Source organism: Ruegeria sp. BH6 (assembly GCF_056538105.1).
This window is the reverse complement of record NZ_JBQFSR010000005.1, coordinates 226,411-249,077: the sequence shown is the minus strand read 5'-3', so window position 1 is coordinate 249,077 and position 22,667 is coordinate 226,411. Positions and strand designations below refer to the sequence as shown.

The following is a 22,667-nucleotide window of genomic DNA, read 5'->3' as shown; positions in this document are numbered from 1 at the left end:
GAAACGCACCAACACCCGAAGGTGTTGGTGCAGGTCGATCAGGCGTGCCACTCAGCAACAGGCTCGCCGCTGGCTTCCCAAGCGTGGATTTCCTCGTCACTGGCTTTGGGCGAGAAAAGCCCAGTCATAGCATAAAAGATACCGATGACAGGTGACAGCCAGCAAGCAAACGCAAGAGGAATGTATAGCAGGTTTTCAAAATTCCCGTCTGCGATCCCAAGACCAAGTGCGGTGATCACAAAGGCGCCTCCGGCGTTCCAGGGGATCAGGGGCGAGACTAAGGTACCGCCTTCTTCGACAGCGCGTGACAGGTTCAACGGTGAATACCCCATGGCCCGATAGACAGGCGCATACATGCGGCCCGGCAGGGCGATGGAAAGATACGGGTCGCCCGCAACGGTGTTTGTCGCCACCGAAGTCAGAATGGCCGAGGTCTGAATGCCAGCAAATGTCTTCACCTTCGAAATGACCACGTTGATGATTGCCTGAAGGCAACCCACGCGTTCGAGCGCGCCGCCGAAACCCAGCGCCAGCAGCACCAGCGAGATCGTCCACATCATCGACTGAATACCGCCACGGTTCAGCAGCGGGTCGATTTCTGGAACGCCGGTATCAATGGAATATCCGCTGTTGGCGAAAGTGAACGTTTCGTGCAGACCCGCACCCTGGCAAAAGATGGCTATGATGCCGCCAACGACGGCCCCAGCAAACAGCGACGGGATCGGAGGCTGTTTCATAACCGCCAGAACGATGACCAAAACAGCCGGGAACAACATGATCGGGGAAATCCAGAATGCCTCATCCAGTGCGGTTGTGATGGCATGGATGCGGTCAAACGACACTTGCGATGTGTCGATCAACGTAAAACCGACAACAAAGTAGATCACCAGCGCAATCAACATGGACGGAACCGTGGTGGGTAACATGTTCCGGATATGATCGAACAGATTGGTGCCTGTCACGGCGGGTGCCAGGTTCGTCGTGTCTGACAAAGGTGAGATCTTGTCGCCGAAGAAGGCGCCTGAGACGACCGCGCCAGCCGTCCAATACATCGGGATACCAAATCCGGCGCCGATGCCCATCAGGGCCAGCCCGACAGTGCCCGTCGTTCCCCAGGAGGTGCCCAGCGAGACAGAGACGATGGAACACAACACCATGCCCGCAGCCAGAAACAGCTCAGGCGACAGTATCTTCAGACCATAATAGATCAGTGTCGGAACCGTGCCGCTTGCGATCCACACACCAATGATCATGCCAACCGTGATCAGAATCGAAACAGACGGTAGTGAAATATTGATGACGTGGAATACGCCCTCTTCGATGCTGGGCCATTTGTGGCCAAGCATAAGGCCGACAACCCCAGTAATCGCTATCCCAAACGCCAGCGGAATATGTGGGGTAAAGTCGCCAAAATAGAAAAGCTGCAGGCCAAGCACGAAAAGGGTCAGCACAATTGGTACAAGCGCCAGCCCCAGACTTGGCTGTCTTATGTGTTCTTCATTCGCAGACATTTGGGTCTCCTCCGTTGGAAAAATCCAGAACCGTGATGATCCGCGGAAGAAACCAAGTTTTAGGGAACCGCACCGTCGGTCAAAGCGCACATCCTATAGAAATTTGCGACACGGTTGCGTCGATTTTCGGCCCAGGCCCGACGCGGCGATGCACATGTAAGCACGCATAGTGCAATCAAACATATCCACTGCGGCACGGTTGGGGTCCTTTCGATTCAAGGAGATATGGCTGGATATCGGCGGACCTTTTGGTAACGTGCAGACACATTGATTTGCATCTGCAATAGTTTTTGCGGGACAGATACCGGAGCGTACTTTTGATAATTCCGTTTCACGTTCGTGAGATGCTTCATCGCATCAAGGCTCGATTTGATGCCGATCAGATACCGCAGCAGATGGCGTCAAACGACGCCGAATTTGCCACCTTGCGACCATCGCGCAAGACAACCCCTGAAATGGTTGTGCGGTTTTGGGAAAAGCTGAAACCAACCGCAGGTGATGAAGATCAGGCGCAGATTGCGGACCCTGCAACGCTTGACGCTGCAGAAATTTACAGTGCCAATATCGAAAATTTCATTGGGACGGTTAAGCTTCCTGTTGGAGTTATTGGGCCGTTGCGTTTGAACGGAATGAACGCAAACGGGGATTTCCACGTTCCCCTCGCCACAACCGAGGCGGCGTTGGTCGCCTCATATGCCCGGGGTGCCTATGCCGCCACCCGGTCTGGTGGTATCAGCACGGCTGTTTTGTACGAAGGGGTGCTGCGCACTCCGGCTTTTGTGTTTGAAAGCCTGCTAAAGGCCGGGCAATTCGTGGATTGGGTGGTTTCAAATGTCGAAATGCTCAAATCCGCGGCCGAGGCGACCACCGGCCACGGCAAGCTAGTTTCGCTGGAGCCGTTCATAGACACCAACGTCGTGTTCTTGATCTGCCGATACACCACCGGCGATGCAGCCGGACAGAACATGGTGACCATTGCCACCGATGCGATGTGCCATGAAATTGCAGATAACTGTCCGGTCGAGTTCGAGAACTGGTATGTCGAAGGGAATTTCTCAGGTGATAAGAAAGCTTCGGCGCTTGGGCTGGTGACAGGGCGCGGACGAAAGGTTAGCGCCTCGGTCACACTTCCTGCTGAAATTGTCGAAAAGACGCTAGGCACAACGGTTGAGGCGATGTTGGCCTATGGGCGTGTCGCCAATCTGGGTGCGCATCTGTCGGGTCAGTTTGGCGCACAGGCGCATTATGCCAACGGGCTGGCCGCGTTTTACATAGCAACCGGCCAGGACGCGGCTTGCGTGGCCGAAAGTGCGATGGGCGTCACAAGAATGGAGCCAAGGGGTGATGATCTATTCTGTTCGGTGACGTTGCCAAACATTTTGGTTGGATCAGTAGGGGGCGGCACCGGGTTGCCAAGCCAGACTGCGGCCCTGAATATACTCGGCCTTAAGGGCAACGGGTGTGGTACAGCGTTGGCTGAGGTGGCCGCAGCAACCTGCCTGTGTGGGGAAATATCCATCCTCGCGGCGATCGCGGCAGGGCATTTTACCCGCGCTCATGAAAGTCTGGCCCGCCAAAGATGAGCTTTCAAAGCCGCTTCTGGATTTATCAGACTGAGCGATTTCCGCTGAAGAAAACCGTGCCCCTGCTGCTTGTGTTTTCTGCGGCCAGTATTTGTGTGTCCGCCCGTCTGGCGGATCGCCCCCTGCCGGAATGGCCTGCATTTGCCGCCGGTTTTGTCCTTGCCATGGCGCTGTTTTTCCAGATGCGGGTCTGTGACGAATTCAAAGACGCCGAGGATGACCGACGTTACCGGCCCGACAGGCCAATTCCACGTGGTCTGGTATCCAAGCGCGAAGTATTGGGCTGGGGCCTGTTGACCGTGCCTTTGTCTGTTGCCGCCGCCTGGCTGTGGTCCCCGCCGGTCTTGTGGCTGTTGGGTTTAGTCTGGATCTGGCTTGGGGCAATGACCGTCGAATTTTGCGCACCCGCCTGGTTGAAGGCACGACCGGTTCTGTACCTGCTAAGCCATATGGCAATCATGCCTCTGATCGATTTGCTGCTGACCGGCATCGAATGGCTGCCAAAAGGTCAGGCGGCACCCTTCCTGTGGTTGTTTCTGGCGCTGTCCTTCGTGAACGGGTGTGTGCTTGAGATTGGCCGCAAATTGTGGGCACCCGAAAATGAGATCACCGGCGTGGACACCTATTCCGGGTTATGGGGCCCGCCTCAGGCAGGGCGCATCTGGGTGGGTTGCGTTTTGATATCCTATGCGCTGCTTGTGGGCACAGGTGCCGCAACCGGCGTTGGTTGGTTAAGCGCCTTGATCGGCGGGTTGGCCCTGATCCCCTGTTGTCTGGCAGCAAAACGCTATGTTCAGGCGCCGACAGTGAAAGCCCAAGACCGGATGGACACAATCGCCGGCCTATGGGTGTTTTTCTGCTACGCCACAGCTGGTTTCCTTCCGTACCTGATCGGAGCGCTTACATGACCTTCATCGTCGCCCAATCGGATGCAAACGATGTTTCCGTTGTAGGGGGCAAGGCAGCTGCTTTATCGCATCTTACGCAGCATGGTTTTGCCCCGCCCGCATTTTTTGTCATCACCAGCGATGCATTCCGCATGGGGAAATCCGGTCCCATTGCTCAAAACGGTCTGCAATCGGCTTTGACTGCCGCGCTGAAAACACTCGGAACCGGGCCTTACGCGGTTCGTAGCTCTGGTAAGGCCGAAGATGGTGTGGAACACAGCCATGCGGGACAATATGAAACGGTTCTGAACGTTTCGGGCAGCTCTGTTTTGAAAGCGGCCAAAAAGGTCTGGCATTCCGGTTTCTCAGAGACGGTCGAGACATACCGCGCGGTCAAATCCGGGGGCGAGGCCGAAGGACCCGCGATCATCGTACAGCGCATGATTAATCCAAAATCTGCAGGTGTCGCATTTTCCGCCGACCCGGTTAGCGGTCGTCGCGGTGTGGTCGTAATTTCGGCAATTGATGGTCTGGCTGAGCAGTTGGTTTCTGGTGAGACGGACGGGGAAGATTGGATCATAGGCGCGGATGACGCTCCTGAAAGCGCGCCGGATAAACCTGAGTATTTAACGGTGAGTGACGTGCAATCCATTGCCGCCCTCGCGCGCAAAGCCGAAGAGCTTTTCGGATCGCCCCAGGATATTGAATGGGCCATTGATGCACAGGGGCTTCATATTCTGCAGGCCCGACCAATCACAACGCCATTGCGCCCCGCGGCCTTGGCCGACACAACGCTGACGATTTTTGACAACTCGAACATTGTCGAAAGCTATCCCGGTATCGTTAGCCCGCTGACCTATTCCTTTGCTCTGCACGTGTATGCTCAGGTCTACCGCGCGTTTGTCAGGTTGTTGGGTGTCTCCAAGCGTACGGTCGACCAGAATCCAACGGTGTTCGACAATTTGCTTGGGCGCGTGGATGGCCGTGTCTATTACAACCTGATCAACTGGTATCGGGCCTTGGCCCTGTTGCCGGGGTTTTCGCTGAACCGCAACTATATGGAAACGATGATGGGCGTGTCGGAACCCATGCCGCGCGAGGTCACGGATGCCCTTGCCCCACCACCCTCGGTTGGTTGGCGCAGGATTGTGGAATACGCAAAGCTGGGCAAGGTCGCGGCCGGGCTGATCTGGCAGGCCATCTGCCTGCCACGGACGCGGCGAAGCTTTTATGACAGGCTGAACGGGGTATTGCAGGCGGGGCTGGACGTAGATGCGTCTAATGCGACCCAGCTTGCAGCCGAATACCGCCGCATCGAAAGCACCCTGCTGGATCGGTGGGATGCCCCATTGATCAATGATTTTCTGTGCATGATTTCATTTGGCGGTTCGCGCAACCTGCTGCAAAGGTGGCTTGGTGAAGACGGCCTGACGCTGCATAATGACCTGATGATTGGCCAGGGTGACATCGTGTCAGCCGAACCTGCGCAGCGCATTGCCCGGATCGGCCATCTGGTGCGCACCGCCGGTATCGCGGAACAGTTGAAAGCTGACGCGCGGCTGTCCGTTTTGTCCGCGCACCCACAGATCGAGGCTGAAGTTGAATCCTATCTGGAAAAATTCGGAGACCGATGCACCGAAGAGCTAAAGCTGGAAAGCATCCCTCTGCAAGACGACCCGACAAGCCTGTTGCTGGCGATTGCCGCCAGCGCCGATCATCCACCCGGCGGGCGTCAGGAAGGCCGTGAACCGGATTGGAAGGCACTGTTCCCAGCGAACCCGATCAAGCGACATGTTGCGAAATGGATTTTGGGTTGGACCAAGGCGCGTGTGCGCGACCGCGAAAACCTGCGCTTTGAACGCACCCGCATCTTTGGCTATGCGCGCCGTGTGTTTTTGGGGATCGGTCGGGAATTTGCCGCGCGCGACTTGCTTGAAACACCAAGAGATGTGTTCTTTCTGACAACGCATGAAGTTCTTGGCGCGGTCGAGGGGTTCAGCCTGTCGCCTGACCTGAAAGGCATCGTTGCACGACGCAAAGCCGAAGATGCGGCCTCATCCCAACGCCCCGATCCGCCCGAACGGATTGAAATCCAAGGTCCTGCCATCGCGCCTGTTTGGTCTGATTCGATTGAGGCCGAAGCAGATGCCACACGGACAAAGCACGGAACGGGCTGTTCCGCGGGTCAGGTCAAAGCACGTGCGCGGGTGATCCGCGATCCTCGGACCGAGGCGCTGAACCCCGGCGAAGTACTGGTCGCCCGCCACACCGATCCAGGCTGGATCGCCGTTTTCTCGAACGCCTCTGCCATCGTTGTCGAACGTGGCAGCTTGTTGTCCCACTCGGCCATTGTGGCGCGCGAATTGGGTATCCCCTGCGTTGTTGGCCTAAAAGGGGCCACACAATGGATCAAAGACGGAGAAGTACTGTCTGTCGACGGGGCAAGCGGCGCAGTGGAGCGGTGCGATGCGTTGCAGTGAAATCGAAGACAAGGCGGATTTCGACCATATCCGGTACGCCCAACTGTGGGAGGATGCGGACGTCTTGACCGCCGCATTGGGTGATTGCACGGGGCGGACACTGGTGTCGATATGTTCGGCCGGAGACAATGCGCTGGCCATGCTGACACTCGATCCCGCGCGTGTTGTGGTGCTGGATTTGTCCCCGGCTCAGATCGCCTGCCTCAAGCTCAGGATCGCGGCGTATAAGGTGCTGACGCATTCAGAGTTCATTGAGTTGACTGGCTCGCGCCCAAGCAAGCGGCGGCTTGCTTTGCTGAACCGGGTGTTGGACGAAACCGATGCGGAAACAGACGCCTTCTGGCAGACCCTTGCGTCCGAAGTAGACAGACACGGCATCGGCGGCGTCGGTAAGTTCGAGCGGTATTTTCGCATCTTTCGAACCTGGCTGTTACCGCTGGTCCATTCGCGCCGCACCGTCGACGACGTGTTCACCCCCCGAACCCCCGACGCACGCGAGGTTTTTTTCGACACGCGGTTCAACACATTCCGATGGCGGTTGTTGCTGAACACTTTTTTCTCGCGATTCGTGATGGGGCGGATGGGGCGGGACAGCGCGTTTTTCGACCACGTGGATGGAAGCCCGGCCCAACATGTTGCTCGCAGACTGCGCCATGCCGGAGTCGCGACCGATCCATCGCAAAACCCCTATCTGCACTGGATTCTAAAGGGCACCCATGGTGACGCATTGCCGATGGCGTGGCGTCCGGAACATTATGAAACTGTCCGGTCCCGATTGGATCGCCTGGATATTCGCCTTGGTTCGCTCGAGGCTTTCGTCTCGACGGGCGAAAAGGCCAGCGGGTTCAACCTGTCCGACATTTTCGAATACATGTCCCCTGAAACGTTCAAGCAGGTCTATGGGGCGATCCTGAGTGCGGCAGAGCCAAATGCACGATTGGTCTATTGGAACATGATGGCGCCGCGCCGTGTACCAGCGGATTACCGGGACAGGATTGAAACCCTGACCGAAATCGAAACACAGCAGAAGGCCCGCGATCTGGCCTTCTTTTATTCGGATTTCGTGGTCGAAGAGGTTCGGCCTTGACCGTTCTCATGCAGATATTGCTGGCGGCAGGGTCGGTGTTGGCATTGCTCGGCGTGATGATGGTCATCCGCCACCTGGCCAAAGCTGCAGGGCTGAACGCCGAAGTGGAGCGGAAACTGATGCATGTAAGCACGGGGCTCTTTGCGTTGCTGCTGCCCTGGATCTTTCCCGACCGCTGGCCGGTTTACATGCTGATCGCCGCCACAATGCTTGTGATGCTTGTCTTGCGCCTTCCTCAGTTTTCCAAAGGTCTTGGCGCGACCCTGCATGGGGTGGAGCGGACATCTTATGGTGATTTTCTGCTCGCGTTGTCAGTGGGGCTATGCTTCTTGCTGGCCGGGGATAACCTGTTGTTCTACATCCTGCCGATTGCGGTTCTGACCTTGGCAGACGCCGCCGCCGCACTGGCCGGAACCGCTTATGGAACGCGGCGTTTCATTGTCGAGGACGGCGAGAAAAGCGTCGAAGGATCGGTTGTGTTTTTCGTGGTTACGATGTTGATCGCGATTGTCTGTTTCCTGTTCATGGCCGCTTTGCCACCAGCGAACACCCTTATGCTCTGCGTTATGGTTGCTGCTTTTGGAACCCTGGTCGAGGCCCAAAGCTGGCGGGGTTTTGACAACCTGTTCCTGCCACTCGGCCTGCTGATTTTTCTGAGCGTACACTTCGACAGTTCCTTGATTGAGCTGGCGACCATAGCCTTGGTTTTTCTGGCCTCGCTCGGCGGTTTCAGCATCCTGGGCGCAAGGTTGGGTCTTACTAAACATGCCACGCGGGTTTACGTCATCACCGTTTTCCTCTTGCTGGCGGTCACTGCACTTCAAAATGCGGTCCTGCCTATTTTGGTACTGGCGACGCATCTTTGGGCACGGGTATCGACCCCCTGTGACAGCAAATACCCGGATCTGGATGTCGTGGCGTCTCTGGGGTTGTTCAGTTTCGGATGGCTGGCGCTTGGCAATGCGACCGGGTGGAATGCCGTATCGTTTTATGGCCTCAGTGCGATGGGGCTGGCCATGGGGTTCAGCGTTCTGGCGCTGCGGGGCAAAATCCTTGCGATCTTGGCGGTCGCCACAGCATTATTCTTAATAAGACAATTTGCCGTCGCGCTGAACCCGGAACCCGCACGCTGGGCCGAACCGCTGACAATTCTGGCGCTGCTTTCATTGATCTGCATGACGGTCGTACCGTGGATCAGGCCGCAGTGGTTTGAAAAAGATCGGGTGCTGAGATTGACAGTCTTGGCCCTTGCACTTCCGTTGATCTATTTCGCGTACTCCGTTGCGGTATCGATCGGTGCAGGTTTTTTTGCCGGAGTCGCGTCATGACCAAAGAGACAATCAAAACCGCTGATGCGAAGCTGACCGTTTACCTGAACGGCCCCAATTGGGAGGGCGTACAAGCGGCAACATTCGGTGACTTTTCATGCAAATCACCCGAAGCCGGTGCCGAAATTCTGGATACGGGTATAGAACTGGTCAGAAACGCAGACATCGACCGGATTATCGGGCCAATGTCGGGGGACACCTGGCACAGTTACCGGTTCGTCTCCTACAGCGACGGTTCCTCTCCGTTCCTGTTGGAACCGACCAACAAAGCGCATGAACCTGAAGTCTTCCGATCCGCGGGTTTTTGCGAAATCAGCCGTTATTTCTCGGCCCGTGTAGAGTTGGAGGATACCGACACAGTGGCACCGCCTGAAAGCGATGGTTTTGAGGTGGAAGCGTGGGATGGAAATGATCCCGAGGGCTTGTTTCGCCAGGTGTTCGCGCTGTCTGCACAGGCGTTTTCGGAAAACGCGTTTTTCAAACCGATTTCCGAGACCGAGTTCCTAGCCATGTACCTGCCTGTCGTGCCGATGATGAAGCGTGAACTGATCCTGTTTGCGCGTCGCCACGATGGCAATTTGGCGGGTTTTCTGTTCGGCATTCCCAACTATGCCGAAGGGCCCACCCCCAGATCCGCGATCCTCAAAACCTATGCAAGCCTGGAACCGGGCGCAGGGCGGCATCTGGCCCACAGGTTTCACAAAGCGGCTGCAGAGATGGGGTGCAACACTGCCATCCATGCCCTGATCAACGACGACAATAAGTCCGCTGATCGCAGTGCGGCAGAAGGGGCGACTATTTTCCGGCGATACTCTCTGCTTGGACTTAAGCTGAATGGCTGATTTGATAGCACATTTTGCTGCTGCGGTTGAACGGTTTCCGAACAGAACCGCCATAGTGGACGGCAAAGGCCGTCAGATCAGTTTTCAGCAACTGCACTCTCGCATGCAGAAACTGGCAGGCCGATGGCACGCAAAAGGTATCAGGCCAGGCGACCGCGTTTTGCTGGCAATGCCCGTCGACGCAGACCTATATGCTAGCCTGGCGGCCCTGTGGTCGTTGGGTGCAACCGTTGTGCTGCCGGAACCGGCAATGGGACTGGCCGGTTTGCGCCACGCTGCGCGGGCCACTTCGCCCAAGGCGTTCTGCGCAGCGGGCGCGTACTTTTTGCTCAAGTTTCTAATTCCAGAGCTTTGGAGGCTGCGTCTTCTGACACCCAATGAAGGCCCTGGCTCGCCGCTCAATCATCAGATTCAGGCCGATGACACAGCCTTGATCTCATTCACCTCCGGAACGACAGGCCAGCCCAAGGCCATCCCACGCTCGCATGCGTTCTTGATGGCGCAACACGACGCCATTGCACCCTTTCTTGAAAGCAACAAGGCCGAAAGGGATTTGGTGGCCTTTCCGGTGTTCACCCTGATCAACCTGGCCGCAGGGCGCACCACCGTTATGCCAAACTGGCGGCTGAGCAAGCTTGACCGCCTTGCGCCCACCCACTTGGCGGGCTGGATTCAAAAGCAGCAAGTTACTCGCGCGCTCATTCCACCCTCAATTTGCGAAAAACTGACCCAAACCCAAAATACCGGACAGTTGAACACGGTCTTCACGGGTGGCGGTCCGGTTTTTCCGGACCTTGTTGACACGTTGCAAACCAGAAACGGGCTTTCCGTGGTTTGTGTCTACGGATCGACCGAGGCTGAGCCGATTGCCCACCTGGACGCCACAGATATCTCGGAACACGATCACCGACAGATGGCAGAAGGGAAAGGTCTTCTTGTCGGATATCCGGTTCCCGATATCACACTCCGCATCTGCGAAAACGAGATACAGGTCGCCGGGGCGCACGTGAATGACGGCTATCTTGATCCCGCACATTCGGGCGAAAATAAAATCATAGAAGGCGCCGTCATCTGGCATCGCACCGGAGACGCCGGCACGTTGGATGAAGAGGGACGTTTGTGGTTGTGGGGTCGGGTGGGGTCTGAAATAGAAGTGAAATCGGGCCTGCTCTTTCCCTTTGCGATTGAAGTCGCGGCAAGGCAATGGCCGGGTGTTGCGCGCTGTGCGTTGATCAACACTGGGACCAGACCGACGCTATGTGTCGAAGGGCGGCGTGATCACCTTCAGGATTGGCGTAAATTAGCGTCTGAATTTGGCGTGCCCAATGTGATTTCAGTTCACAAAATCCCCATGGACAAACGCCACGCATCTAAAGTTGACCGCTCGGAACTTGAACGTATCGTTGCCCGCTAGTGCAACACGGGTCGAAATCATGGCAAAGCACCTTCCCACTGAAATCCACGTAATCTCCAACAATTGCGACCGACCTTGGTACAGCGACAACGGACGTGTTCAAGATTTCTTTCTTTGGTATTTCGATGATTTGGTGAAATGGCGATCCCTGAAGGACTCGAACCCTCAACCTGCTGATTAGAAGTCAGCTGCTCTATCCAGTTGAGCTAAGGGACCGCTGCGCCCTTCTTGCGGTTTTTACGGGCGGGGTTCAAGACCCAAGCGCATGAAGGCGCTGTTCGGGTCGGCCTCATACCCAAATATCGGTCCGCAATAGGTATATCCCAGCGCCTCATAGAGTTTGCGCGCGGCATCATATTCCGTCAGATGTTCCGCCCCAGTTTCCAGCACCAGGGCCGTCACACCTTCTGAACGGGCAAGGTCAGCCAGGTAGGTCATGATCACTCGCGCCAGACCACGGCCACGGGCGGCGGTCACGACATGCACTGATTTCACCTCAGAGGTGCCATCGGGCAAGGCTTTAAGCGCTCCGCATCCCAGCGGTTTACCCGCTTCATACAATGCCCAGAATCGAATGCCGGGCTCTCGCAATGCATAGACGTCCAGGGTGTGGTTCGAGGTCTGGGGCGTGGCATCCCAGCTATGGGCCAAATGCGCTTGAATGATCGGGCGCATGTCCTGCGCTCCGGGATCCACTTCGCGGATGTCGATCATTCCAAGGGTTTTGGTCAATGGGTCCAGGGTGCCCGACGACCCGGGGCGAAGTTTTCACCATACCCACCTGCGCGCACGTTGGGCTTGCGCTTATGCGGTTCGCTGACCTGCGCATCAATCCCGTTGTCCTTGGCGTAATCCAACGCCTCTTCCTTGGTGTCGAATTTCAAACGCACCTGGGTCTGCGTGTCGTTGGACGAGGTCCAGCCCATCAGCGGATCAACCTCGCGCGATGACGCGGGGGCGTATTCCAAAACCCACTTGCGGGTCTTGGCCATTCCCGAAGTCATTGCATTTCTTGCGGGCTGGTAAATCCGTGCGCGCATGTCGCCTCTCCGTACTCACTTGGCTAGGGATGTTTATGCGTCAGGCAGGCGGCGCGGACAAGTCCGCAATTGTCGCAATTTCGGCAATTGGAAATGCCCCCTTGAACAAGAACAAAAACAGATCAAAATCAGGTGCGAAAGGAATCTTCCCCTATGGCCTATGCTCATTCCGACAAGACCCAGATGAATGCCGAGGATGTCCGCGCCCGCCTGAAGCTGGAAGGCGGCAAGGAATTCGTTATGCATACCGAGTTCGCACCAGCGGGTGACCAACCAACGGCCATCAAGGAGCTGGCCGGGGGCGTGATGGACGGTGAACGCGATCAGGTTCTGCTGGGCGCGACGGGGACGGGCAAGACCTTTACAATGGCCAAGGTGATCGAGGAGACCCAGCGCCCGGCTATCATCCTTGCACCCAATAAGACGCTGGCAGCGCAGTTGTATGGCGAATTCAAAGGCTTCTTCCCCGAGAACTCGGTCGAGTATTTCGTGTCCTACTATGACTACTACCAGCCCGAGGCCTACGTGGCGCGATCGGACACCTACATCGAGAAAGAATCCCAGATTAACGAACAGATCGACCGGATGCGCCACTCGGCCACGCGGGCACTGTTAGAGCGGGACGATGTGATCATCGTCGCCTCGGTTTCCTGCATCTATGGTATTGGTTCGGTCGAAACCTATGGGGCGATGACGCAGGATCTGAAGGTCGGCAACGAATACGACCAACGGCAGGTGATGGCCGATCTGGTCGCCCAGCAATACCGCCGCAACGATCAAGCGTTTCAGCGCGGGTCTTTCCGGGTACGCGGCGATTCCTTGGAAATCTGGCCCGCCCACCTTGAGGATCGCGCCTGGAAATTCTCGTTCTTTGGCGAGGAACTGGAGACCATTACCGAATTCGACCCGCTGACCGGCGAACGCGCCGCTACGATGGAACAGGTGCGTGTCTATGCGAACTCGCATTATGTGACGCCGAAACCGACCATGCAGCAGGCCATCATTGGCATCAAAAAAGAACTCCGCATCCGTCTGGATCAACTGGTGGGCGAGGGCAAATTGCTGGAAGCGCAGCGGCTGGAACAGCGCACCAATTTCGATCTGGAGATGCTTGAGGCCACCGGCGTCTGCAACGGAATCGAGAACTATTCACGCTATCTGACCGGTCGCGCACCGGGCGAGCCGCCCCCAACCCTGTTCGAATTCATCCCCGACAACGCGATCGTCTTTGCCGACGAATCCCACGTCAGCGTTCCGCAGATCGGCGGCATGTACCGGGGTGACTATCGCCGCAAGTTCACGCTGGCCGAACACGGGTTCCGGCTGCCCTCCTGCATGGACAACCGACCGCTGAAGTTCGAGGAATGGGACGCCATGCGCCCCCAATCCGTGTTTGTCTCGGCCACCCCGGCAAAATGGGAGATTGAACAGACCGGCGGCGTCTTCACCGAACAGGTGATCCGCCCCACCGGCCTGCTGGACCCTGAGGTCGAAATCCGCCCTGTATCTATGCAGGTGGACGACCTGCTGGACGAGGTGCGCAAGGTGGCCGCCGATGGCTACCGCACGCTGGTCACGACCCTGACCAAACGCATGGCAGAGGATCTGACCGAATACCTGCATGAACAGGGCATCAAGGTCCGCTACATGCACTCGGACATCGACACGCTGGAACGTATCGAGATTCTGCGTGACCTGCGGCTGGGGGCGTTCGACGTGCTGATCGGCATCAACCTGCTGCGAGAAGGCCTCGACATCCCCGAATGCGGGCTGGTCGCCATTCTGGACGCGGATAAAGAGGGTTTCTTGCGGTCCGAGACCTCTCTGGTTCAAACCATCGGCCGCGCCGCGCGGAACGCCGATGGCCGGGTGATCATGTATGCCGACAAGGTCACCGGTTCCATGGAACGCGCCCTGAACGAGACCAACCGCCGCCGCGCCAAGCAACTCGCGTATAACGAGGAACACGGCATCACCCCTGAAACGGTGAAGAAGAATGTCGAAGACGTTCTGGCCGGTCTCTACGAAGGCGACGTCGACATGAACCGCGTCACCGCCACCATCGACAAACCGATGCACGGCGCCAACCTCGAGGCCCATCTGGACGGTCTGCGCGAACAAATGCGCAAGGCCGCCGAGAACCTGGAATTCGAAGAGGCCGCCAATATCCGGGATGAGATCAAACGTCTGGAAGCGGTCGATCTGGCCGTTGCCGACGACCCGATGGCGCGTCAATGGGCAGTTGAGAAAGCCTCGGAAGACGCGGTGAAATCGCGCGGACGCTCAACGGCAGGACGGCCTGGGCAGCGGGGCGGGAATGTGAAGAGAAGGAAGCGATGAATGACAACTATAGATGATTTCTCTCAGCAGAAGCCTCTGGTGAGATTTTCAATCTATACGTTAATACAAGCGGATAGCCTTCAAAGAGTAGGACAAAAGCTTTGCAGCTTAAGTCAAGGTTGGCCAGAAGACATTAAAGGCGGCGACTTGAGTGAATACTATGATTTGTTTTGGCTATGGGTCCTAGGCTCTTACGAAGTTTTAAGAACAATGGATCAACACTCGAGTTGCTTCTCAGTAGAAAAGCAAACAGAGATTAAGGATCTGAAGAAAAAGCTGCACAAAATTCGAATACCTTTTGCGAAGCAAGAGCTTCGGGGCCGCGGCGGACCGATTGATAACGAAAACTCAATCGCCAATGTTTCCAGCGGCCTACGCTTTGTAATTGAGGGGCAGCGATTTGAGAGTTGCGACCTTATCCACGAAGTAACCTCATTTTTGAGGTCATTCGCTCCAATGGACATCCGATCATCCATACCAACTCGGTAGTGTTGAGATGCACTAGGCTTTGGCCCTATGCTATTGCTTGTGAGCAAGGCTGGTGAATTGCCACTGCCTCCCACACTCCACCCTTGCAGCCCAGCGCGCACTCCTCCACGTTTGAAATCACAAATTGTGATTCCAAACGGTTGCCATGACGAACCCCAAAAGCCTGCCCAGCACCCATGAGGTCCAAAACGCCATTCACCGGGTGCGCGGCACTCGCGTGGTGCTGGCCGAGGATCTGGCGCAGTTCTATGGAAAGTCCGTCAGCGCCTTCAATCAGGCCGTCTCGCGCAACAAGGACCTGTTCGAGGGCTACCGCTTTCAGCTGACCGATGCCGAGGTCGCCGATTTGCAATCACAGAATGTGATCTCAAAACCCAAGGGCCGTGGCGGACGGCGGGTCAATCCGTGGGTCTATACCGATTACGGTGTGGCCATCGCCTCGGCCCTGTTCAAGGACCCGCGCGCGATCAAGATCACCCGTATGATCACCGAGGCCTTCGTTGACGGCGCAAATGCGCTGGCAGAGACCCCGCGCAGCGTGCCGGAAATCCTGCCGCCCGAGAACGCCCCGACCCCGCTGTTGCCCAATGGTGAGCAGTTGCGCGATCTGGCCGAAAACATCCTCGATTCCGGGCAGCAGAGCCTTGTCGATTACATCGCCAACCCCACCACCAAGCGCCAGCAGGCCGTAGCGGCGATTATGAAAACTCTGGCAGAAACCGCCGGAGAAGAAGTGCGTACCCAGCACGAACGCCTGCGCCTGAACATCGCCCAGCGTCTGGCGATCGGAGATTACGCCGATGATGACGACCGAAAACGTCTGCTGGAATTGCTGCACGCGATGAAAGGTTAGACGCCCAAATCGGCCCGCGCCTTCTTGGTCAGCTTGGCCACGACCAGATCATAGGACGTCACGATATGCTCGCGCAGGGAGGCATCGCTCATCCCGCGTTCCTCATAGACCTGCAGCCACTTCATCCCCCGCGAGGCCAGATAAGGCGCTGGGCGGATGCCGGGCTCATCACCCAGCACCTCAAAAGCCAGATCGGTGGCCTTGAAGGTGAACGCATCACGCCCGTCGTTCCAACCGCAGATCGCAAAGACCTTGCCACCCACCTTCCACACATCCGCATTGCCCCATTGCACCACATGGCTGGTGGCTTTGAGGCTGGCGCAAAAGCTGTTGAATTCATCACGGGTCATGGCCCGATCTTGGCTTGCAGGATCAACTGAAAGCAAGCGAGAAGATCAATCCTCTCGCTTACTTTCATTCCATGCGTTTAGTAGCTGACCCACCAATCATGTAAGTTGCGTTTGCCGTCAGTGAATCTCAGGTCACGGCCCATAAAATAGACTTTCGAACAGCGTTCGCCTTTGCCAGAGGTATCAGATTCCCGGCAAAGTTCATTGCCTTTGACGGACCACGTGCCTTTGTCTGTCCATGACCCATCATTTGCCGTCGAAGATTGTTTTCCGTCTTTTTCAAACGTCCAGGTCCAGTTGGAACTCTTGAGAGTTTTCCCCGAGACGATCTTTTCTATCGACGCCCCGTCCATTTGCTGTGCGCCCATATCCTTAATCTGGGACACCTTGGTCGCCGTCAGGAAATCTTTGGATGTGTCGGCAATGGCCGCACCGGAACACAGGGTTGCGATCAAAGCCATAGCTGCGCATTTCGAAAAGTTCATTGAACATTCCTCCTGAAAAAGTCTGGTACTAGAGTTGAGAAATTTGGCCCTGAATACGCGGACCTATCCTTTATCCCAATGGACAACCACGTCGAACCCGGCCGGTGATGGCGGGCCTTCTAGGAATTCGGCAAAATGCCCCCAAAGCGCCGCCACTTTGGGGGCGTTGGCGTTCGAGGTTTCCTCGCTTTGAACCACGGCCACAACAAAACCGGTACCGTCCTCATTCATGACATTGGTAAAGCTGTGCATGCCTTCCATGCCCATAATCTGATCTTTGAGCTCGTTCATCTTTGCCTCGGCCGCATCCCGCATTCCGGGCTTCATCTTGAACTGAGTAATACGTGCAAACATGATTTTCCTCGCTATCTGGGCGAAATCCCCCAATGACGGCCAAAACGGCGCGTCCGGCGGAGTGTACCACAGTCACGGGGATTCTGTTAGAATTGGGGTCAGGGCCGCAGGAATTTGGCGTTGCCGACTGTCCGCGATCTGGGCGTTTCAGCTGGTTGCGGCACTGCGCTCTGCCCGGAAATCGACCTTTGCGTTCCGCAGGCCACACCATCGCCATCGGGGTCATTGCGCGGGTGATACCCTGGGCCGCCCTCAACGAATGGCCCCGGCACAATGGTTTCAATCGCGCCGCACCCGGCCAGGGCAATCAGGTGAAGCAAAGCTTCTTCGTGCCTATACTCAGACGTCCGCAGATAGACCCCCACGACGATACCCATAATCGTCACCGGCAGCATCAGGACCATGAGGAAAATTCGAACCGGGGATAATGCGCGTTTCCGCTGCGCCTCTGCCCGTTTTTGACGCCGCGAAACCTTCGGGGCAGAAGATTCCGTTTCAGGGGTGGGTTTTCTAAACTGCATTCCCCTCTGTTACCCTCGATTTGTGGCGAAACCGAGACCCCAATTGACCCGGAAACAAGCCCTCGCACAGGGAGGGCATAGGGGGTATCTTTTGCGTGTTTCAAACAGCTAGAACCACGCACATCATGAGCCAATCCAGCCCATTTCACCCGGTCGATGAGACCGCCCGATGTTTGACTCGCGATCTGATCGAGGGCGCAACCTATGGTGCGCTTGCCACTTTGCGACCGGACTTAGGGGTGCCTTCGGTGTCGCGCATCGCCCTGGCCACGGATGACGCGGGCAGCCCTATGACCCTGATTTCGACATTGGCGGATCATACAGCCGCCTTGCGTGCCAATCCGGTCTGCGCGTTGCTAATCGGAGAACCCGGCAACACCGGCGACCCGCTGACCCATCCCCGATTGACATTGCATGCCACAGCCACGTTCGTTGCCCGTGAAAGCGCCGAACATGCCAGCTTGCGGTCGCGGTATCTGACCTTGCGACCCAAATCGAAACTCTATGTCGATTTCACCGATTTCAGCTTTGTGCGTTTCGCCATTTCAGACGCCGTTCTGAACGGAGGGTTCGGCAAGGCCTGGCGCCTTGCCCCCAACGATTTGCGGCCTGATCAGCGCACCACGTGAACCGCACAGGCGGCGTGACGGACCACGTGGTTTGTGGTTGAGCCCAACAAAAGATCCTGCATGCCAGGCCGGTGTGAGGCCATGATGATCAGGTCAGGCTTGTGGGATTCCGCCCAGTCCAGAATGGTGCGCCCAGAATGCCCTTCGATCACCACACCCGTCGCATTGGACAGCTTGGCCGCTAACTCATCCAGCTCGCCCTGGACCGCCTTGCGGGCCGCGGTCAGATATTCCGGCGGCATGTAGGAAATCGCGTAGTTCGGAATATGCTCGACCACATGCAGCAGTGTCACCTGAGCATCTGGTGTTGCCAAAATCTCGGCCAGTTTCAGCGGGCCGGAGATATCCCGATCGGCATCAAATGAAATTGGAACAAGAATGTTGTGATACATGGTGAGCCTCTACTTTCTTCAGCCACCATACCTGATTTTATCGATTAAGGTTTTGATACAAGTCAGGAACTGCCAAAAGTTTCGGCCACGTCATACATCACCGGCTCAAAGCTTTTACACATCTCGTTGATCTTGCGATTGCGATCGCGCATTTCCGGCGTTCGCAACATTGCCAGAAAATCCTCACGACGGTTCCATTGGGAATAGTTGGCAATCCGCGTCTGCGCATCGTTCACATGCAGCCCTGCGGAAACAAATCCCGGCTGTTTCGAGATAAACACGGCATAGGCGTCGGTCAACGCATCCAACAGATCGTGGCAGGTGCCCGGTGTCATCTCAAAAGTGGTGATGACAGTCTGGACGCTCGCGGTCTTGGAAATCTTCGGCATCTGGAATCTCCCTTTTCTTTTGCAAGCTTAACACATGATTTGGAAAGGTCTTGTGTTTCCTTAAACGACACGCCGCCTTGGATTGGTTTCCAGAAAATAAACAAAACACTAACCAACCGTTAACCATGCTTGCGGAAACTGCGTGCATGTTCCGGGTTCTCGCTTTTCTGGTATTGCTGCTTGCCGCAGCCCCGGCTTGGCCCGGCGCATGGCTGCGTGAGAAGGACGCAGCGTTCACCGCGGCCTCGGTCACTGCATTCAAAGACCGTGACGGCAGCTATGATTACAAAACGGCGCTTTATGCTGAATTCGGATACAGGCCGAACCTCACAATCGGGGTAGATTTCGAACAAAGCCGGGATTTCTACGGCCACGCCCTGTTGTTTGCCCGGGTTCCCGTGGCGGATTTCAACAAATGGGGGCGTTTCGCGGCCGAGTTCGGGGCCGGTGCCCACCACAAGCAACTGGACGCCTGGGCGATGTACAAACTGACCCTGTCCTATGGCAAAGGGTTTCAAACCGGTTGGGGCAACGGTTGGGTTGCGGTCGACACGGCCCTGGAAATTCGCACACATGACGCGGTTTATCGCAAACTGGATATCACGGCGGGCCTTTCGTCAGATCGATTGCTCAATCCTCTGATACAGGTGGAAACGGCTTATACCTCTGGACACTCGTTATTTTGGAGGGCCAGGCCCTCGGTCATGATCCGTGCGCGCGACAAAGGGCCCACTTGGGTGCTGGGCCTTGAACGCAACGATGCCCGCAACGATACCGGTTTGAAAATCGCGCTTTGGGAAGAGTTTTGAGACCGGTGAAATGGCCACCCTGCAAAAGGGTGGCCATCCCAGTTGTCAGCTTTCCATACGAATGCGGGTCGAGACTTCTCCGCGGACCGCCTCGGGCCAGCGCAGGTTGATCGCGTTTCTCGACGCACCTTGTTCTAACTGCACATAGGGGGTGGCATAGGTCACCGCGCCGAATGTATTTCTCAAAGCTCCCAATGCCGTAACCGCGTCGCAACTACGCGCATAGCCCCCGAAAGGCAGCTCTCCGGCTGTCTGAACGGACCAGGCTTGCGCTGCGGTTCCTTGCGTATGCTTGACCCGCAATGGGTTCGCAACTTTTCGGTCAACGCCGTGAAAGGTATTGTTTTTAAACTTCACATTGCGATGCGCATAGTTGTTCATACTGGCAAATGAGGTATCCACCCGTTCCACCCGCGTGATACCACCGCTTGTTGCGCGGAACTTATTTCCGGTCACGACCACACCGTTCAGGAAGTGTCCTGCACCATGGGGACGAACAATGAGGTAAGTGAACCAGGGCGGGGCTTCGCTGGAATAGAAAATATTGTCGGTAATGGCCATCGAGCTGAATGAAAACCCGGTTGTGTAAACCGGATCTGCGTCACGTTCGTTGGTCCACAGGATCGAGCAATTGTCGATATAGTTCCCCGAGATTGTCGAGCTGTTGTAAGTGCCGATCATGACCAATCCAGGACTGCGTACACCTTGTGGAATGCTGTCGCCCTGGAAAAAGTGATTGCCGAGGATCAAGTTGTTGGTGCCACCCAGAACCGCAAAGTGGCGGAACCGTACGGCCCGGTTGTGGCGCAGTTTGACGTCGTTGGCCGTCGCGTTTAGCGCGATCGACGAACGGTCTAAGACGTTAAAGGATTCTTCGGTGGACAGGAATTGACACGTATCGATCAACATGCCCTGACAACCGGTACCGATAGACGTGATCCCGCGATCTTTGGGGCGGCTGACAAAACAGTTCGCCAATGCAAAGGTGCTGCCTGACGGGGCCAGACGGATCGCGCTGCTGCGGCCGTTACATTGGAATTCGATCTGTTCCAATCCAAATTTGCGCAGCGTGCTGAAACCACTGAAATCCAGCAGGTACTTGAAGGACAGGAACGTGAATGTCTGCGTACCAGACGCATCGTAGAGCGGCGCGCTGAGCGTGATTTCACCCGCGCCGTCGTTCTTCGAACGCACGTAAATCTCGCGACCGACCCCGCTCCCCTGTAACAGACAACCAACCGGAATATTGGCTACATTCGCCACATTCACCAACCGGGTGGGATCGTTCGGGTTGTAGGTCGCGACCGATGTAAAGGTTTCGGTATCCCAGGCCGTACTACTCTTGACGTCGAACTGTCCGTTGCGGATCACACGGCGCGTTGAGAAACCGGTTTGCCGGTTCGGAACAGCAGCGGCCATATCGATGGGCTCGGTTACCGATACCTTGCGCCCCCCCATATCCAGCGATTCATGGTCAGAATTGTTCAACAACGCCTGAAACGCCTTTTTAAAGGCCCGCATTTCATCACCAAACGCATTGATATAGGTCGGCAGATCAAAATTCTTGGTCAGCAGCAGCATCTTGTCATCCGGCATCGTTACTGTGCCTTCAAATTCGATCTCGGATGCCACCGACGTGTTTTGCGCCAGCAGATAGGTCCCCTCGGGCACGAAAATACGACGACCATTCGCAGCCTGATCCGCGGCCTCGAACGCAGCTGAGTCATCCGTCACGCCATCCCCGACCGCGCCGAAATCGCGGACATCGACCAGACTGATGAGATTGCGAAGGAACACACCGGTGACATCCGAAATCTCGATATCATCAACGCGGATAACCGCCCCATTTGCGCCGTCGATATCCAGACCGAAATGCCCGTAAAGGGCTTGTACACCCCATGGCATATCCACGCCAGGGCGTTGACCGGTGCCGACAATGGCCGTGATCTCGTGCACAGTGCCATAGCCCGAAAGCTGCGTGGCCGGGCCTTGCTCGACCACACCGGTAACCTGAACATCCCCGGCACCGCCAGCCCATCCGGCGATACGTACCTCGGGCAGCGGGCCGCTGATGGCTTTGACCCGAGCCTTGATTTGCAGGTAACAGCCCGGCAGCAACGGCGTCTGCCCCATGTAACGCAGGCGCTGGGTGGTGCTGACTTTCAGGATTTCCAGACAGCCCGCAAAATCCGCATCCGCCGGAACAAATGCGCCGGTGCCCGATCCGTCATAGGTAGGTGAGCCGGGCGTCCCGTCGCCGCTGGACCACACATTCAAACCATTTGCGAAAGCAGGCGGCGTGAACACGATACCGTCGGTGATTGCCTTGTTCATAGAAATCCCTTTCCCAATCGCGCAGCATCAGCGCGCATAAACCCAGTGCCCGGAGACACACGCCCCGAACGCAAAAGCCTGAGTACCGAAAAGGAATTAACCGCCGCTCATATCACCGTGACGGTGGTGTTGCATCAAGCTGCCGGATCAGAATTGCCCAGCAGTTGCACGCCATTGATCTTCCAACCGTTGTCCATCTGCACCATCTGATAGTCCAGGATATGCACCCTGCCAGCGTCATCAGTGATCATGACCTTTTGCCACAGCGACCCGGCCACCTCGCGCAATTCCAGAAAACGAACCTCCGCCGGACGCCAGACCATCGGATAGCCGCGCCTTACCATGACGCCGAAATTCTCGGGCGTTTGAAACAGTTGCTGGATATTGGGGCTGGCAAAGGTAAAGGCGGTGGCAAAATCATCAGCCTCAAACGCCTTAATCTGCGCCGCGATGTTTTTCTCGATCTCGGCGCTTTGGGCAAACGCGCCCGAGGCCAAACCGGCGCTGAGGGATAGTGCAAGCAGTATTCGACGCATGGGGCCACCTCCTG

General features: G+C 56.5%; 23 protein-coding genes and 1 tRNA gene. 12 read left to right on the top strand and 12 right to left on the bottom strand.

What is annotated here, in order from left to right; genetic code table 11:
• Positions 1-38: 38 nt before the first annotated feature.
• On the bottom strand, positions 39-1,511 hold the full coding sequence (gene nhaC / locus ACR0B8_RS13180) for a Na+/H+ antiporter NhaC (protein ID WP_480658681.1): 1,473 nt from the start codon (positions 1,509-1,511) through the stop codon (positions 39-41).
• A 344-nt stretch (positions 1,512-1,855) separates the two neighbouring features.
• Here nhaC and ACR0B8_RS13175 point away from each other — a divergent pair, with 344 nt between their 5' ends.
• From ACR0B8_RS13175 to ACR0B8_RS13145, 7 genes are read left to right on the top strand one after another with little or no spacing between them, the layout of a single operon-like run.
• Positions 1,856-3,094: a hydroxymethylglutaryl-CoA reductase gene (locus ACR0B8_RS13175; RefSeq protein WP_480658679.1), complete on the top strand. Its 1,239-nt coding sequence runs from the start codon at positions 1,856-1,858 to the stop codon at positions 3,092-3,094.
• Positions 3,095-3,150: 56 nt separating this feature from the next.
• On the top strand, positions 3,151-4,002 hold the full coding sequence (locus ACR0B8_RS13170) for a UbiA family prenyltransferase (RefSeq protein WP_480567537.1): 852 nt from the start codon (positions 3,151-3,153) through the stop codon (positions 4,000-4,002).
• Entirely contained in the window at positions 3,999-6,461 is a 2,463-nt protein-coding gene (locus ACR0B8_RS13165; RefSeq protein ID WP_480658677.1) for a PEP/pyruvate-binding domain-containing protein, read from the top strand. Before ACR0B8_RS13170 ends, ACR0B8_RS13165 begins: the two co-directional genes overlap by 4 nt.
• Positions 6,448-7,548, top strand: coding sequence for a BtaA family protein (locus ACR0B8_RS13160; RefSeq protein WP_170361533.1), 1,101 nt, complete (start codon positions 6,448-6,450; stop codon positions 7,546-7,548). Before ACR0B8_RS13165 ends, ACR0B8_RS13160 begins: the two co-directional genes overlap by 14 nt.
• Positions 7,545-8,876 (top strand): hypothetical protein, encoded by a 1,332-nt coding sequence (locus tag ACR0B8_RS13155; RefSeq protein WP_480658675.1) that lies wholly within the window; start codon positions 7,545-7,547, stop codon positions 8,874-8,876. The genes ACR0B8_RS13160 and ACR0B8_RS13155 overlap by 4 nt, the downstream gene beginning before the upstream one ends.
• Positions 8,873-9,718 carry a hypothetical protein gene (locus ACR0B8_RS13150; protein WP_480658674.1) on the top strand — a complete coding sequence of 282 codons (846 nt, stop codon included), beginning with the start codon at positions 8,873-8,875 and terminating at the stop codon, positions 9,716-9,718. The genes ACR0B8_RS13155 and ACR0B8_RS13150 overlap by 4 nt, the downstream gene beginning before the upstream one ends.
• Positions 9,711-11,132 (top strand): AMP-binding protein, encoded by a 1,422-nt coding sequence (locus ACR0B8_RS13145; protein ID WP_226689364.1) that lies wholly within the window; start codon positions 9,711-9,713, stop codon positions 11,130-11,132. Before ACR0B8_RS13150 ends, ACR0B8_RS13145 begins: the two co-directional genes overlap by 8 nt.
• 139 nt (positions 11,133-11,271) lie before the next feature.
• Here the strand turns inward: ACR0B8_RS13145 and ACR0B8_RS13140 are convergent.
• The 3 genes from ACR0B8_RS13140 to ACR0B8_RS13130 all read right to left on the bottom strand — a co-directional run bounded on the left by ACR0B8_RS13140 (position 11,272) and on the right by ACR0B8_RS13130 (position 12,172).
• A tRNA-Arg gene (locus ACR0B8_RS13140) sits at positions 11,272-11,348 on the bottom strand.
• A gap of 21 nt (positions 11,349-11,369) precedes the next feature.
• A complete protein-coding gene (locus ACR0B8_RS13135) occupies positions 11,370-11,864 on the bottom strand; it encodes a GNAT family N-acetyltransferase (RefSeq protein ID WP_319003525.1) in 495 nt (164 codons plus the stop codon).
• The gene (locus ACR0B8_RS13130) at positions 11,861-12,172 is read right to left on the bottom strand and encodes an ETC complex I subunit (RefSeq protein WP_170361525.1); all 312 of its coding nucleotides are present in this window, start codon (positions 12,170-12,172) and stop codon (positions 11,861-11,863) included. The genes ACR0B8_RS13135 and ACR0B8_RS13130 overlap by 4 nt, the downstream gene beginning before the upstream one ends.
• 153 nt (positions 12,173-12,325) lie before the next feature.
• Here ACR0B8_RS13130 and uvrB point away from each other — a divergent pair, with 153 nt between their 5' ends.
• The 3 genes from uvrB to ACR0B8_RS13115 all read left to right on the top strand — a co-directional run bounded on the left by uvrB (position 12,326) and on the right by ACR0B8_RS13115 (position 15,854).
• Positions 12,326-14,512, top strand: coding sequence for an excinuclease ABC subunit UvrB (gene uvrB / locus ACR0B8_RS13125; protein ID WP_226689363.1), 2,187 nt, complete (start codon positions 12,326-12,328; stop codon positions 14,510-14,512).
• The gene (locus ACR0B8_RS13120; RefSeq protein ID WP_170506845.1) at positions 14,513-15,001 is read left to right on the top strand and encodes a ubiquitin-like domain-containing protein; all 489 of its coding nucleotides are present in this window, start codon (positions 14,513-14,515) and stop codon (positions 14,999-15,001) included.
• Positions 15,002-15,146: 145 nt separating this feature from the next.
• A complete protein-coding gene (locus ACR0B8_RS13115; RefSeq protein ID WP_170506848.1) occupies positions 15,147-15,854 on the top strand; it encodes an ORF6N domain-containing protein in 708 nt (235 codons plus the stop codon).
• On the opposite strand, the gene ACR0B8_RS13110 is transcribed toward ACR0B8_RS13115, so the two are convergent.
• The 4 genes from ACR0B8_RS13110 to ACR0B8_RS13095 form a co-directional block, all read right to left on the bottom strand.
• Complete coding sequence (locus tag ACR0B8_RS13110; protein WP_170361517.1) at positions 15,851-16,204, bottom strand: MmcQ/YjbR family DNA-binding protein; 354 nt, start codon at positions 16,202-16,204, stop codon at positions 15,851-15,853. The genes ACR0B8_RS13115 and ACR0B8_RS13110 overlap by 4 nt on opposite strands.
• 77 nt (positions 16,205-16,281) lie before the next feature.
• Positions 16,282-16,689: a hypothetical protein gene (locus ACR0B8_RS13105; protein WP_226689362.1), complete on the bottom strand. Its 408-nt coding sequence runs from the start codon at positions 16,687-16,689 to the stop codon at positions 16,282-16,284.
• 63 nt (positions 16,690-16,752) lie between these two features.
• Positions 16,753-17,043, bottom strand: coding sequence for an antibiotic biosynthesis monooxygenase family protein (locus ACR0B8_RS13100; RefSeq protein ID WP_170350529.1), 291 nt, complete (start codon positions 17,041-17,043; stop codon positions 16,753-16,755).
• Positions 17,044-17,141: 98 nt separating this feature from the next.
• Positions 17,142-17,447, bottom strand: a complete 306-nt coding sequence (locus ACR0B8_RS13095; RefSeq protein WP_226689361.1) for an excalibur calcium-binding domain-containing protein — start codon at positions 17,445-17,447, stop codon at positions 17,142-17,144.
• Positions 17,448-17,689: 242 nt separating this feature from the next.
• Between ACR0B8_RS13095 and ACR0B8_RS13090 the strand changes: the two genes are divergently transcribed.
• Positions 17,690-18,193 carry a HugZ family pyridoxamine 5'-phosphate oxidase gene (locus ACR0B8_RS13090; RefSeq protein WP_170350531.1) on the top strand — a complete coding sequence of 168 codons (504 nt, stop codon included), beginning with the start codon at positions 17,690-17,692 and terminating at the stop codon, positions 18,191-18,193.
• Here ACR0B8_RS13090 and ACR0B8_RS13085 read toward each other — a convergent pair.
• Complete coding sequence (locus ACR0B8_RS13085; protein WP_170350532.1) at positions 18,178-18,585, bottom strand: universal stress protein; 408 nt, start codon at positions 18,583-18,585, stop codon at positions 18,178-18,180. The two genes, ACR0B8_RS13090 and ACR0B8_RS13085, sit on opposite strands and share 16 nt — an antisense overlap.
• A 62-nt stretch (positions 18,586-18,647) precedes the next feature.
• A complete protein-coding gene (locus ACR0B8_RS13080) occupies positions 18,648-18,974 on the bottom strand; it encodes an antibiotic biosynthesis monooxygenase family protein (RefSeq protein ID WP_480658670.1) in 327 nt (108 codons plus the stop codon).
• A 146-nt stretch (positions 18,975-19,120) separates the two neighbouring features.
• On the opposite strand from ACR0B8_RS13080, the gene ACR0B8_RS13075 reads away from it, so the two are divergent.
• Positions 19,121-19,783 carry a hypothetical protein gene (locus ACR0B8_RS13075; protein WP_170412816.1) on the top strand — a complete coding sequence of 221 codons (663 nt, stop codon included), beginning with the start codon at positions 19,121-19,123 and terminating at the stop codon, positions 19,781-19,783.
• Between the two features lie 45 nt (positions 19,784-19,828).
• Here the strand turns inward: ACR0B8_RS13075 and ACR0B8_RS13070 are convergent, their stop codons facing one another.
• Together ACR0B8_RS13070 and ACR0B8_RS13065 are read right to left on the bottom strand one after the other, a co-directional pair.
• Positions 19,829-22,117 (bottom strand): glycoside hydrolase family 55 protein, encoded by a 2,289-nt coding sequence (locus ACR0B8_RS13070; RefSeq protein ID WP_226689360.1) that lies wholly within the window; start codon positions 22,115-22,117, stop codon positions 19,829-19,831.
• Between the two features lie 134 nt (positions 22,118-22,251).
• Positions 22,252-22,653: a DUF4864 domain-containing protein gene (locus ACR0B8_RS13065; protein ID WP_226689359.1), complete on the bottom strand. Its 402-nt coding sequence runs from the start codon at positions 22,651-22,653 to the stop codon at positions 22,252-22,254.
• Between the last annotated feature and the right edge of the window lie 14 nt (positions 22,654-22,667).